Origin of the sequence: Kribbella sp. NPDC050820 (assembly GCF_040653975.1) — a bacterium.
Taxonomy (GTDB): Bacteria; Actinomycetota; Actinomycetes; order Propionibacteriales; family Kribbellaceae; genus Kribbella.
In genome coordinates this window covers 85,645-98,511 of record NZ_JBFAHB010000012.1, presented here as the reverse complement: position 1 = coordinate 98,511, position 12,867 = coordinate 85,645, and the positions used below count along the sequence as shown (strand labels likewise).

At 70.2% G+C, this 12,867-nt stretch carries 9 protein-coding genes; 2 read left to right on the top strand and 7 right to left on the bottom strand.

The features are described from left to right. Nucleotides 1-68: 68 nt before the first annotated feature. Genes pgl through tkt form a run of 6 tightly spaced genes read right to left on the bottom strand, consistent with a single transcriptional unit; the run spans nt 69 to nt 8,550 of the window. A complete protein-coding gene (pgl, locus tag AB0H36_RS13825; RefSeq protein WP_360521401.1) occupies nt 69-839 on the bottom strand; it encodes a 6-phosphogluconolactonase in 771 nt (256 codons plus the stop codon). Continuing rightward, nucleotides 836-2,014 (bottom strand): glucose-6-phosphate dehydrogenase assembly protein OpcA, encoded by a 1,179-nt coding sequence (locus tag AB0H36_RS13820; protein WP_360521398.1) that lies wholly within the window; start codon nt 2,012-2,014, stop codon nt 836-838. Before AB0H36_RS13820 ends, pgl begins: the two co-directional genes overlap by 4 nt. Beyond that, the gene (gene zwf / locus AB0H36_RS13815; protein WP_360521395.1) at nt 2,011-3,561 is read right to left on the bottom strand and encodes a glucose-6-phosphate dehydrogenase; all 1,551 of its coding nucleotides are present in this window, start codon (nt 3,559-3,561) and stop codon (nt 2,011-2,013) included. Before zwf ends, AB0H36_RS13820 begins: the two co-directional genes overlap by 4 nt. Before the next feature lie 19 nt (nt 3,562-3,580). Further along, the gene (locus tag AB0H36_RS13810) at nt 3,581-5,185 is read right to left on the bottom strand and encodes a glucose-6-phosphate isomerase (RefSeq protein ID WP_360521392.1); all 1,605 of its coding nucleotides are present in this window, start codon (nt 5,183-5,185) and stop codon (nt 3,581-3,583) included. Then, nucleotides 5,182-6,303, bottom strand: a complete 1,122-nt coding sequence (gene tal / locus AB0H36_RS13805; RefSeq protein WP_360521389.1) for a transaldolase — start codon at nt 6,301-6,303, stop codon at nt 5,182-5,184. Before tal ends, AB0H36_RS13810 begins: the two co-directional genes overlap by 4 nt. A 33-nt stretch (nt 6,304-6,336) precedes the next feature. After that, nucleotides 6,337-8,550 (bottom strand): transketolase, encoded by a 2,214-nt coding sequence (gene tkt, locus AB0H36_RS13800; RefSeq protein WP_360521386.1) that lies wholly within the window; start codon nt 8,548-8,550, stop codon nt 6,337-6,339. A gap of 263 nt (nt 8,551-8,813) precedes the next feature. On the opposite strand from tkt, the gene AB0H36_RS13795 reads away from it, so the two are divergent. Together AB0H36_RS13795 and AB0H36_RS13790 are read left to right on the top strand one after the other, a co-directional pair. Further along, nucleotides 8,814-9,728: a heme o synthase gene (locus AB0H36_RS13795; protein ID WP_360521640.1), complete on the top strand. Its 915-nt coding sequence runs from the start codon at nt 8,814-8,816 to the stop codon at nt 9,726-9,728. A gap of 1,019 nt (nt 9,729-10,747) precedes the next feature. After that, the gene (locus tag AB0H36_RS13790; protein ID WP_360521383.1) at nt 10,748-11,872 is read left to right on the top strand and encodes a ScyD/ScyE family protein; all 1,125 of its coding nucleotides are present in this window, start codon (nt 10,748-10,750) and stop codon (nt 11,870-11,872) included. Nucleotides 11,873-11,930: 58 nt separating this feature from the next. Here AB0H36_RS13790 and AB0H36_RS13785 read toward each other — a convergent pair whose 3' ends face one another. Next, nucleotides 11,931-12,857 (bottom strand): COX15/CtaA family protein, encoded by a 927-nt coding sequence (locus AB0H36_RS13785; protein ID WP_360521380.1) that lies wholly within the window; start codon nt 12,855-12,857, stop codon nt 11,931-11,933. Nucleotides 12,858-12,867: the final 10 nt, after the last annotated feature.

The window sequence follows — 12,867 nt, the reverse complement described above, 5'->3', positions numbered from 1 at the left end:
ACCGCCATCCTCGCAGCCGCACTGTTCGGCACCGGCCGAACGATCAGAGGCAGCCGGGCTGGTTTCGGCTAGGTGCGGGGTGCGCGGATGCTGCTGGGGATCTCGCCGGCGGACGCCTCGTCGAGGAGCCAGAGGGTGCGGTTCAGGCCTTGGACGCCGGCGGCCGGGATCTGCAGGCGGCCCGTCCCGGCCAGGGCCAGGCGGACGGCTTTGGCCTTGTCGTCGCCGGAGACCACGAACCAGACCTCGTGGGCCCGGTTCAGGGCCGGGAAGGTCAGCGAGATGCGGGTCGGCGGCGGCTTGGGGGAGCCGTGGACGGCGATCGCCGCGGTGTCCTCCGAGTACAGCCCCGCGTGCTCCGGGAAGAGTGACGCGACATGGCCGTCCGGGCCGACACCCAGGAGCAGTACGTCGAAGGTCGGTACGCCGTCCCGATCGCCGGCCCCCACCGCCTTGGCCAGCTCGGATGCATACGCAGCCGCGGCCGCCTCCGCGCCCTGACCGGTATCGGCGGGCATGACGTGGACCCGGGCCGGATCCACGTCCACGTGGTCGAGCAGAGCCTCGCGAGCCTGGGTCTCGTTGCGGTCGGGGTCGCCATCCGGCAGGAACCGCTCGTCACCCCACCAGAACTCCACCCGCCGCCAGTCGATCGCGCTACGGGCCGGCGACTCGGCGACAGCCTGGTAGACGACCGAGGCGACCCGGCCGCCGGTCAGCACGACCTGGGCGACCCGGCCGCTGCTCTGCACGTCGACGAGCCGAGTGATGAGCCGGGCCGCGACGGCGTGGGCCAGGCCCTCGGCGTCGCGGTTGACCAGGATCGACGGTGAGCTCATGACCGCCCCGCCACCCGCTTGCCCGTGCTCTTCTTCGCCGCCGTCTTCTTGGCCGCGGTCTTCTTCGAGGTGGACGTCTTCCGCGCCGCAGACTTCTTCACGGCAGCAGACTTCCGGGCAGGCGCCGCCTTCTTCGCGGCGATGGCCTTCTTCTCCTTGGTGGCAGCCGGCGTCGGCGCGTCCGCGGCCGCCGTACGCGTGGCCGCCTTGGACGCCGCGGTCTGGGCCGACCGCCGGTCCTCCGCGCTCACCTTCTTGGCCTCAGCCGGCATGTTCTCCCGCTCGACCATGCACGCCAGCGTCTTCGCGTACACGTCGTCCGGGTCGAGCCGCCGCAGCTCCTCGCTCAACAACTCGGACGTCGTACGGCGCTTCAGCGCCACCGGCCGGTCCGGAGCGCCGGGCACGCTGAACGTCGCCACCGCGCCGTCCGGCCTGGTCAGTGAGATCGGCCCGGTCGGCGTGAACAGGCGGGCCGCGGTGATCCCCGGGCCGCGCGACACTTTCTGCTCGACCGTGACACCCAGCCGGTGCTGCAGCCACGCGGCAAGCAGGTCCGCACTCGGGTTGCCCTTGGCCGACGTGATCTCGGCGCCGGTCACCTTCGTCGGGTACTGGTCGAGAGCCGCCGCGAGCAGCGCACGCCACGGCGTGAGCCGCGTCCACGCGAAGTCGGTGTCGCCCGGTTCGTACCCTTCGGCCCGCGCCGAGAAGTCGACCGACGCCCGCCGGGTCGCGGCCGCGTCGGTCACCCGGCGCCGGCCGAGCCGGCCCAGGGGGTCCTCCGCCGGAGCCTTCGGCCCGCCACCCGGCCACCACACGATGACGGGGGAGTCGGGCAGCAGCAGGGGAGTGATGACGGACTCGGGCACCTTGGCCAGCTCGCCGTGCAGCCGCAGCAGCACCGCCTCACCCGGAATCCCTTCACCGACACGTACTTCGGCGTCCAGGCCCGACGCACCCCGCCCGGGTCGCAGTATCGCGACCAGCACGCGGGACGGGTGCTCACGGCCTGCTTCGTTCGCGGCCTTCATCGCGTCGTGGTGGGACGCCTCGTCGACGACCACGACGATCGTGCCGACCATGCCCATGGCCGGAGAGCCCGCGTTCCGGCGGGCCTTCAGCAGCGCCGAGGCGATCTCGCTCGACGTCGTGCCGGTCAGGTCGATGATCATGGCCGCCTCCAGGCGCGTCCGTCGCGGGCGAGCATCTCGTGCGCGGAGTCCGGGCCCCAGCCGCCGGACTCGTACTGCTCCGGCTTGCCGTGCCCGGCCCAGTAGTCGATCACCGGGTCGAGGATCTTCCAGCCCAGTTCCACCTCGGTGTGCTGCGGGAACAATGGCGGGTCGCCGAGCAGTACGTCGAGGATCAGCCGCTCGTACGCCTCGGGGGAGGACTCGGTGAAGGAGCCGCCGTACGCGAAGTCCATGTTCACGTCGCGGATCTCCATCGAGGTGCCGGGCACCTTGGCGCCGAAGCGCATCGTGATGCCCTCGTCCGGCTGGATCCGCAGCACCAGCGCGTTCTGGCCGAGCTCCTCCGTCGACGTCTTGGTGAACGGCAGGTGCGGCGCGCGCTTGAACATCACCGCGACCTCGGTGACCCGGCGGCCGAGCCGCTTGCCGGTGCGCAGGTAGAACGGGACGCTGGCCCAGCGGCGGGTGTCGACGTCCACCCGCAGCGCGGCGAAGGTCTCGGTCGCGGAGTCCTGCGGGATGGCGTCCTCCTGCAGGTAGCCCTTGACCTTCACGCCGCCGGCCCAGCCGGGGGCGTACTGGCCGCGGGCCGTGTGCAGGTCGAGGCGCTCCGGCAGCTTGACCGCGGCCAGCACCTTCTTCTTCTCCTGGCGCAGCGACCAGGCGTCGAAGCTGACCGGCTCCTCCATCGCGACCAGCGCGAGCAGCTGGAGCAGGTGGTTCTGGATCACGTCCCGGGCCGCGCCGATGCCGTCGTAGTACCCGGCCCGGCCGCCGATGCCGATGTCCTCGGCCATCGTGATCTGGACGTGGTCGACGTAGTGGCTGTTCCAGACCGGCTCGAACATGGCGTTGGCGAACCGCAGCGCCAGCATGTTCTGCACGGTCTCCTTGCCCAGGTAGTGGTCGATCCGGAACACCGCCTCGGGCGGGAACACCGACTCGACCACGTGGTTCAGCTCGCGGGCGCTCTTCAGGTCGTGGCCGAACGGCTTCTCGATCACCACCCGCCGCCACGAGCCGGGCACCTCGTCGGTCAGCCCGTGCTCGGACAGCTGCTGCACGACCTGCGGGAACAGGCCGGGCGGGATGGACAGGTAGAACGCGTGGTTGCCACCGGTGCCGCGGGTGACGTCCAGCTCGTCCACGGTCTCCCGCAGCCGCTTGAACGCCTCGTCGTCGGTCAGGTCGCCCGGCACGAACCGGAAGCCCTCGGCCAGCTGCTGCCAGACCTCTTCCCGGAACGGCGTCCGGGCGTGCTCCTTGACCGAGTCGTGCACGATCTGGGCGAAGTCCTGGTTGCTGTAGTCACGCCGGGCGAACCCGACCAGGGCGAAGCCCGGGGGCAGCAGCCCCCGGTTCGCCAGGTCGTAGACCGCCGGCATCAGCTTCTTGCGGGCCAGGTCGCCGGTGACACCGAAGATCACCAGGCTGCAGGGCCCGGCGATCCGCGGCAGCCGCCGGTCCTGCGGGTCCCGCAGCGGGTTGACCGGTCCGGTCAGCTCTTCGTCGAGCTCAGCGGTCATCAGCCGCTTTCCTCCGAGACTAGTTGTTCAACAGAGACGAGAGTTGCTGTACGCCGGCCGCCGGATCGGTCAGGTGGAGCCGCAGCACCGGCCGCCCGCGCTCGGCGAGGACATTCGCGTCACCGGCCGCCTGGGCCGAGATCAGCGTGCCGAACGTGAACGGGCGATCGGGGATCTCCACGTCCGCCGGGTGCGCCGCAGTGATCTGCAGGAACACGCCCTCCGGGTGGCCGCCCTTGTGGTACTGGCCGGTCGAGTGCAGGAACCGCGGACCCCAGCCGAAGGTCACCGGCCGCCCGGTCTGCTTCGCGAGCTCCGCGCGGATCGACGCCAGGCCGGCGTCGCGCTCGGAGTCCAGGTACGCCATCACGGCCAGGTAGCCCTTGTCGTCGAGCTGGCCGAGCAGTGCGTTGATCGCGCCCTTGAGCGAGTCCACACCGTCCAGCAGCCCCTCGGAACCACGCACCTCGATAGAGCCGTCGGTGAACGCTGCCTCCTCCGGCTCGGGCTGCGCGTCCAGCAGACCGCGAGCTGCCGCCTTCGCGCTCTCCACGTCCGGCTGGTCGAACGGGTTGATCCCCAGCAGGTAGCCCGCGACCGCGGTCGCGACCTCCCACAGCAGGAACTGCCCACCGAGCGAACCTGTGGTCACGACCGTCGGTGTGCCGGAGGCGACGCTGGCCGAGCTGCTGTCGGCGGCGAGCAGAGCGTGCACGAGGTCGCCCGCACCGCTGTGCAGCTCCGGTGCGTCGAGGCTCTCGACCGCGACGGGCAGTACGCCGGTGCCGTTCTTGCCGGTGCTCTCGGCGATGAGCTGCTCGGCCCAGTCGGGGAACCCGACGATCGACGAGCCGCCGGAGGCGATGATCGCCTTGTCCCGGCCCGGGCTCGCGGCGAGCACCGCACCCAGGACGAGCGCCGGGTTCGACGCGTCGTCGGCCTGCAGCGCCGGGGCCACCTCCGCGGCCTGGTCGAGCAGCTCGGCCACGTCCGCACCGGCCAGCGCCGACGGGACCAGCCCGAAGGCGGTCAGCGCGCTGTAGCGGCCGCCGACGTTCGGGTCGGCGAGGAACGTCTTGCGGTACCCCTCGTCCGCCGACAGCTTCTCGAACGGCGAACCAGGGTCGGTCACCACCACGATCCGGCCGGCCGGATCGATGCCCGCGTCGGTGAACGCCTTGACGAACGCCCGCCGGTGGCTGTCGGTCTCGACCGTGCCACCCGACTTGCTGGACACCACGACGACGGTCTTCTGCAGGTCACCGGCCAGGGCCCGGCCGACCACGCTCGGGTCGGTCGAGTCAAGTACGACGAGGTCCACGCCTGCGGTCCGGGTGATCACCTCGGGGGCCAGTGACGAGCCGCCCATCCCGGACAGCACGATCCGGTCCAGGCCCTCGGCCCGGAGATCGGCCTGCAGGGCCTCGATCTCGGCCAGCAGCGGCCGCGACGAGTCGTGCAGGTCGACCCAGTTCAGCCGGATCGCCGACTCCGACTCGGCGTCCGGACCCCAGGTGGTGGCGTCCTTGGCGGCGATCCGGGAGGCGATCTTCTCGTCGACCAGCCGGTCGACGACCTCGCGCCAGCCCTCGCCGTACGCGTTGACAGTGACATTGTCGGTCACTTGGCCGCCCCCTGCTGTGCACTCTTCAACGCCGCGGTGACGGTGTCCTGAAGTTCGGACCACGAGGCGTCGAACTTCGCGACACCTTCGTCCTCGAGCACCTGGACGACCTCGTCGTACGAGATGCCCAGCTTCTCCAGGTCGTCGATCACCTTGCGGTCGGCGGCGTAGTCGCCGCGGACCGTGTCACCGGTCACCTCGCTGTGCTCGGCGACCGCCTTGATGGTTGCCTCCGGCATCGTGTTGACGACGCCGCGGGTGACCAGGTTGTCGACGTACAGGGTCGGCGGGTACGACGGGTCCTTCACGCCGGTGGACGCCCACAGCGGCCGCTGCGGCTTGGCGCCGGCGGTCTCGATCTCGCGCCAGCGGTCGGAGCCGAAGATCTCCTCGTACGCCTCGAACGCGAGCCGGGCGTTGGCGACCGCGGCCTTGCCCTTCAGGGCCTTCGCCTCGTCGGTGCCGATGGCGTCGAGGCGCTTGTCCACCTCGGTGTCCACCCGGCTGACGAAGAAGGACGCGACGCTGGCCAGCTTGGTCACGTCGTGGCCGTTCTCGATCGCCTTCTCCAGGCCGCTCAGGAACGCGTCCGCGACCGCCTTGTAGCGCTCCAGCGAGAAGATCAGCGTCACGTTCACGCTGATCCCGGCGGCCAGCGTCTCGGTGATCGCCGGCAGGCCCTCCTGGGTGGCCGGGATCTTCACGAAGACGTTGTCCCGGCCGACGGTCTCCCACAGCTCCTTAGCCTGGGCGATCGTCTTCTCGGTGTCCCGGGCCAGGCTGGGCTCGACCTCGATCGAGACCCGGCCGTCGACGGTGTCGGTGTCGTCGTACACCGGCTTGAACAGGTCAGCCGCGTCCCGGACGTCGTCGGTGGTGATCACCCGGATGGCCTCGTCGGTGGAGACCCCCTCGGCGGCCAGCCGGGACACCTGCTCGGCGTACGCGTCCGCGTCGGAGATCGCCTTGGCGAAGATCGTCGGGTTGGTGGTCACGCCGCTGATGTGGGCGTCCTGGATCAGCGTCGCGAGGCCGCCGCTGGTCAGCCGCTGCCGGGAGAGGTCGTCGAGCCAGATGGAGACACCCGCGTCGGCGAGTGCTTTCAAGCGATCGTTCATGTCCGAAGCCTCCGGATGTTCTGTTGTGGTGTGTCAGTTGCGCTCGTTGGTGGCGTCGGCGTTCGGGTCGGCGCTCACCGCCGGGTCGTCGCCGGGGCCGATTCCGCCGGCCGGGCGTCGCCCTGCCGGTACCCCGGAGCCGCCGAGTTCCGCGGCGGCGGCGATGCTGTCCTTGGCGGCCTGGACGACGGCAGCTGCGGTGATGCCGAACTCGTCGTACAGGACCTTGTAGTCGGCGGAAGCGCCGAAGTGCTCCAGGCTCACGCTGCGACCGGCGTCACCGACGACCTCGCGCCAGCCCAGCGCGATCCCGGCCTCGACCGAGACCCGGGCCCGGACCTGCGGCGGGATCACCGCGTCGCGGTAGGCGTCGTTCTGCTCGTCGAACCACTCGCGCGACACCATCGACACGACCCGGGCCTTGATGCCCTGCTCGGCCAGCGTGTTCCGGGCCTCGACGGCCAGCTGCACCTCGGAGCCGGTGCCGATCAGCACGACGTCCGGCGTCCCTTCGGTGTCGAGCAGCGTGTAGCCGCCCCTGTGCACGTTCTCGGTGCCGGCGAAGCCGTCGGCGCCGCGCGGGAACACCGGGACGTTCTGCCGGGTCAGCGCCAGGCCGGCCGGGCGGTCCTTGTGCTGGAGGATCGCGGCCCATGCGGCCGCCGTCTCGTTCGCGTCCGCGGGGCGTACGACGTCCAGGCCCGGAATGGCCCGCAGCGCCGCCAGGTGCTCGATCGGCTGGTGGGTCGGGCCGTCCTCGCCGAGGCCGATCGAGTCGTGCGTCCACACGTAGGTGACCGGCAGCTTCATCAGCGCGGCCAGCCGGACCGACGGGCGCATGTAATCGCTGAAGACCAGGAAGGTCCCGCCGTACGGGCGGGTGCCGCCGTGCAGCGCGATGCCGTTCAGGATCGAGCCCATGCCGTGCTCGCGGATGCCGAAGTGCAGCACCCGGCCGTACTCGTCGCCCTGGAACTCCTTGGTGGAGAACTCGGCGGGGACGAAGGACGGCTGGCCCTTCGGGGTGGTGTTGTTCGAGCCGGCGAGGTCGGCCGAACCGCCCCACAGCTCGGGCAGCCCGGGCGCCAGCTTGGTCAGCACCTCACCGGAGGCGGCCCGGGTGGCGACCCCCTTGGCGTCGGCGTCCCAGCTCGGCAGCGCGTCCTGCCAGCCGGCCGGCAGATCGCGGTCGCCCAGCCGGGCGAACAGCTCGGCCCGCTCCGCGTTCGCGGCCTTCCAGGCGTCGAAGCCGGTGGTCCACTCGTCCTCGAGGGCCTGGCCGCGCTCGATCGCCGTGCGGGTGTGCGCGATCACGTCGGCGGCCACGTCGAAGGACTTCTCCGGGTCCCAGCCGAGCACCCGCTTGGTGGCGGCGACCTCGTCGGCGCCGAGCGCGGAGCCGTGGATCTTGCCGGTGTTCTGCTTGTTCGGGGCCGGCCAGCCGATGATCGTGTGCAGCCGGATGAAGCTCGGCTTGTCGGTGACCGCCTTGGCCGCCTCCAGGGCGTCGTACAGGGCTTGGACGTCCTCCTCGTAGCCGGTGCCGCCGTTGGTCCAGTCGACGGTCTGGACGTGCCAGCCGTACGCCTCGTAGCGCAGCGCCACGTCCTCGGAGAACGCGATGTCGGTGTCGTCCTCGATCGAGATCTTGTTGGCGTCGTAGATCACCGTGAGGTTGCCGAGCTTCTGGTGCCCGGCCAGCGAGGACGCCTCGGACGAGACACCCTCCTCGAGGTCGCCGTCGGAGGCGATCACGTAGATCTGGTGGTCGAACAGGCTCTCGCCGTTGGCGGTCTCCGGGTCGAACAGGCCGCGCTCACGGCGGGCCGCCATCGCCATCCCGACCGCGTTGCCGACGCCCTGGCCGAGCGGGCCGGTGGTGGTCTCGACACCCTTGGTGTGGCCGTGCTCCGGGTGACCCGGGGTCAGGCTGCCCCAGGTGCGCAGCGCCTTCAGGTCGTCCAGCTCCAGGCCGAAGCCGGCCAGGTACAGCTGGATGTACAGGGTCAGGCTGGAGTGACCGGCCGACAGCACGAACCGGTCCCGGCCCGCCCACTCCGGGTCCGCCGGATTGTGCCGCATCACCTTCTGGAACAGCAGGTACGCCGCGGGCGCCAGGCTCATCGCCGTACCGGGGTGGCCGTTGCCGACCTTCTCGACCGCGTCCATCGCAAGCACCCGCACGGTGTCGACCGCGCGCTGGTCGAGCTCGGTCCATTCAAGCTTGGGGCTGGTCTTCTCCGTCACGCCGGCGGCGCTCCTCTCATGGCTGCGGGCACTCCTGTCGGTCCCCCGCCAGGAGCCTACTCGCCAGCACGTTTCAGGCTTCTCACAGATCACCAACTCGGACATGTACATCCTTGTTCCCGGGGGGTGGTCAACGACTCCTACGGGGCGTCGTAGACTGTCGAACCGTCAGCGCCGGTCACCGGCGTCAACCCATCGAGTTCGAGGTGTTCGTGACGGCCGTCGACCCGCGTCCAGCCGCGACGACGTCCTACCCGACGCCGCTGCCGGACAGCCCTGCAGTGCTGAGTCCGTCGGTGCGCGACGTGGTGAAGGCGTACGTCGGGCTGACCAAGCCACGCATCATCGAGCTGCTGCTGATCACCACGGTGCCGGTGATGTTCCTGGCCGCCGGGGGAGTGCCCGAGCTCGGCGTCGTCGCCGCCACCCTGGTCGGCGGCATCCTGGCCGCCGGCAGCGCGAACACGATCAACTGCGTGCTCGACCGCGACATCGACGAGCAGATGCGCCGGACCCGCCGCCGCCCGCTGCCCCGGCACGCGGTCAGCCCGCGGTCGGCGACCGTCTTCGGCGTCGTCCTGGGTGTGCTGGCCACGCTCGAGCTCGGCTTCTTCGTGAACTGGCTGTCCTCGATCCTGGCGCTCGCGGCGAACGCCTTCTACGTGTTCGGCTACACGATGGTGCTGAAGCGCCGGACCGTGCAGAACATCGTCTGGGGCGGGATCGCGGGCTGCTTCCCGACCCTGATCGGCTGGACCGCGGTCACCAACGAGCTGGCCTGGACGCCGTTCGTGCTGTTCCTGGTGGTGTTCTTCTGGACCCCGCCGCACACCTGGGCGCTGGCGATGCGCTACCGCGAGGACTACGCATCGGTCGACGTACCGATGCTGCCCGTGGTCGCCACCCCGGTCGCCACGGCCCGCCAGATCATGGCGTACTCGGTGGTGATGGTGATCACCTCGATCGCGCTGTGGCCGATCGCCGACACCGGTTTCGTCTACCCGCTGGCCGCGATCGCGCTCGGCATCGTCTTCCTGCGCGAGGCGCGCGCCTTGTTGCTCCGGGCCCACACCGGCGCCGAGGGCGCGGCCCTGCGACCCATGCGCCTGTTCCACTTCTCGAACATCTACCTGGCCCTGCTGTTCATCGCCGCGGCCATCGATCCGCTGCTGCACTAGTACGGCGCGCGCCCCTCGCGGGCCGTGGCCGAGCGGCGTTCCGGGGTTGCTGTGGGTAGGTGGCCTTCGGGGTGCTGTGCTGAGGTGTTTCGGACTGCTGCGGTTGGGTGGCCTTCGGGACTGCTGGGGGCGCGGTTCCGGGCTGCGGGAGTGTGCCGACCAGGGAAGGACGCAGCTATCCCGGAGCCGCTCACCGGTGTGGTCCCGCTGCGGGCTCGTCTCCTTCGGAGTGGACTGTGGTCGCTGCGATTTCTCTTCCCCGGGTCCGTTGGCGGGCTCTGGTTGCGTCGAGTCGTGGAAATTGGCGGTGGTGGAGCGGAAATCCGAGCCAGATTCCACAACTCGACGACCGGGCGGCGGGTGGTTCGGGCGTGGTTTGGGTGCGGCGGCGGGTTCCCGGGATGTGGATGGATCTGTCCGTATGGCGGGATCTCGCGCCCGAAACGGTGCGACTGCCGGGGGTGTCCACGGTGCAGCGGGACCGTGAACAGGTTATCTACTGTCCGAGCCCCCCAGTAGGGGTTCACGCCCCCGACCCCCAACCCAACCAGACCGTTCCACTCCAAAGCACCCGCCCACACGTCCCATCCGCCGACAACCCGACCGGTCGCAGGGCGAAGCGCTGTCGCGGATTCACGTGCGTTGACCACGCCGGCTCGGGATCCGGCCGACTCTCCGGAATCACCTGTTCGGGCTACAGCTCCCCGCGGGAGCCCGCGAAACCACGCCGACGTCGTTCCGCCACCAACCCACCAGTACCAGTACCAGTACCAGTACCAGTACCAGCACCAAGCGCCCGCATCGCTGTCGCCCGCGCCCGCGCCCGCAGCAGCATCAGCAGGCCTCGCAGCGAATGGCTGCGGTTGCAGTGAAACGCTTGTGTGATTGGGGTTTGCGGGGTGTGGCTGGGTGGGCGCAGGGAGTTTTCCCGTTGACCTGATCGTGATCTGATGTTGCGATGTCTGGGTCTGTGGAGGGGGATCCACGCCTGGGGAGACACAGATGCATGGGGGTTCGCAGTGGGGGTACGAACACGTATTGCTGCCGTCGCAGCGCTGGCGCTGGCCGGGTCCGTGCTGGTGGCGGCACCAGCCGAAGCAGGGAAGAAGTACGGCACCACCATCAAGCCGATCGTCTCGGGTCTGACCAGTCCGCGGGGGGTGGCCACGTTCGGCGGGAAGATCATCTACAGCGTCGGCGACGGCTCCGTCTACGAAGCCTGGGCCCACAACGGCAAGGTGATCCGCAAGCTCGGCCAGGTGCAGGGCGGTTTCCCGCCGGCGATCGACACGAACGCCTGGGGTACGACGTACGCCCTGACCGGCGGCGGCGCACCGGCCGAGGAGTTGCCGCCCGGCGCGGCGACGCTCTACCGGCTCCGGCCCGGCAAGGCGCCGGTGAAGGTCGCCGACATCGGCAAGTACCAGATCAAGGACGGGGATCCGTACGACCTGGAAGGGAAGCCGACCGACACCAACCCGTACGGGCTGGCGGCGCTCCGGGACGGCACGGTGCTGGTCGCCGACGCCGGGAACAACGATCTGCTCCGGGTCTGGCCGAACGGGACGATCAAGACCGTGGCCCGGCTCAAACCACGGGTCGTGCCGGTCCCGACCGGTCTGCCGGCCACGGATCCCGAGGGCAACCCGCTGCCGCCGGCCGGTACCCCGATCCCGAGCGAGGCGGTCGCCACGTCGGTCACCGTCGGGTCGGACGGCTACTGGTACGTCGGTGAGCTGCGCGGCTTCCCGGCAACGCCTGGCAAGTCACAGATCTGGCGGATCAAGCCGGGTTCGTACAACGCCGTCTGTGACCCGGCCAAACCGCACACGGGCAAGTGCACGCGGTACGCCGACGGTTACACGTCGATCGTCGACCTGGCCGGCGGCCCGAAGGGCACGCTCGCGGTGGTCGAGTTGGCGAAGGTCAGCTGGCTCCAGTGGGAGCTGGGAGGCTCGCCGATCGGCTCGCTCTACCTGCAGTTCCCGGGCAGGTGGCACAAAGCCGGAGTCAAGAAGGAGCTCGCCCCCGGCAAGCTGACTCTGCCGGGCGGTACGGCGATCAGCCGGTCGGGCAAGGTCTACGTGACGTCACCGCTGTTCGGACCGCCAGGGGCGGTTTACCAGGTGGTGGCGAAACACTGAGTGAGCAACCCGGGGCGTCAGGTCTACTCACCGGGCCAGGCGCCCCGGGTCCCACCCGCTAGGTGGCCGGTGTGCCGCGTTCGCCGTACACCGCCGTCACCAACGCGATCAGCACCGCGGCGAAGAACATGTGGATGAGCACCAGGACCCACGGGAGTCCGGTGAAGTACTGCGTGAAGCCCACCACACCCTGGAGCAGCTCCATCGCGAGCAACCAGGCGGCCAGCTTCCGCAGCGTCCGCGAGGTCGCGGTCACCCGGGTCGCGATCACCAGGGCGATCGAGATCCCGAGCAGCGCGAACACCACGTCCGCATGCAGCTGACTGATCAGCTCCTCGTTGAACCCGTTCCGGCCGGTCTCGGGATCACCCGAGTGCGGACCGGCGCCGGTCACCAAGGTGCCGAGGGCAACGGCCAGCCAGACTGCCACCACACAGGCGGTGGCGAGGGCACGGACCACCGGGGGAGTGTGCGGGTACGGACTCGTCCGCGACCGCCGCATCAACGACACGGTGAGCGTGATGATCACCGGTGAGACCAGGAAGTGGGCCGACACGATCCACGGGTTCAGCCCGGTCAGGACGCTGATGCCGCCGATCACGGCCTGCAGCGGGACACCGAGCGCGGCCGCGGTCGCCAGCCGGCGCAGGTCCTTGCGGACCGGGCGGTACCGCATCACCGCCAGCCAGGTGCCGATCGCAATCACCGCGACCACGAAGCCGAGCATCCGGTTGCCGAACTCGATGGCGCCGTGGATGCCGAGCTCCGGGTGCGGCACGTACGACTCGTCGGTGCACGACGGCCAGGTCGGGCAGCCGAGGCCGGAGCCGGTCAGCCGGACCAGTCCGCCGGTCACCACGATGCCGATGTTCGCCACCACCGACGCCCAGCCCCAGTGCCGGACCGTGTCCAGGCTCGGCTCTGGCACCAGCCGCCAGAATCCGGTGACCGGTGTCGTCTCTTGGGGCGGCGTCTCCGTGCTCATCACCGGCACA

Bases quoted from the DNA above. Each gene is read 5' to 3' on its own strand.
- pgl (WP_360521401.1), bottom strand. From the start codon at position 839: ATGAGCTCACCGTCGATCCTGGTCAACCGCGACGCCGAGGGCCTGGCC.
- AB0H36_RS13820 (WP_360521398.1), bottom strand. From the start codon at position 2,014: ATGATCATCGACCTGACCGGCACGACGTCGAGCGAGATCGCCTCGGCG.
- tal (WP_360521389.1), bottom strand. From the start codon at position 6,303: ATGAACGATCGCTTGAAAGCACTCGCCGACGCGGGTGTCTCCATCTGG.
- AB0H36_RS13785 (WP_360521380.1), bottom strand. From the start codon at position 12,857: ATGAGCACGGAGACGCCGCCCCAAGAGACGACACCGGTCACCGGATTC.
- zwf (WP_360521395.1), bottom strand. From the start codon at position 3,561: ATGACCGCTGAGCTCGACGAAGAGCTGACCGGACCGGTCAACCCGCTG.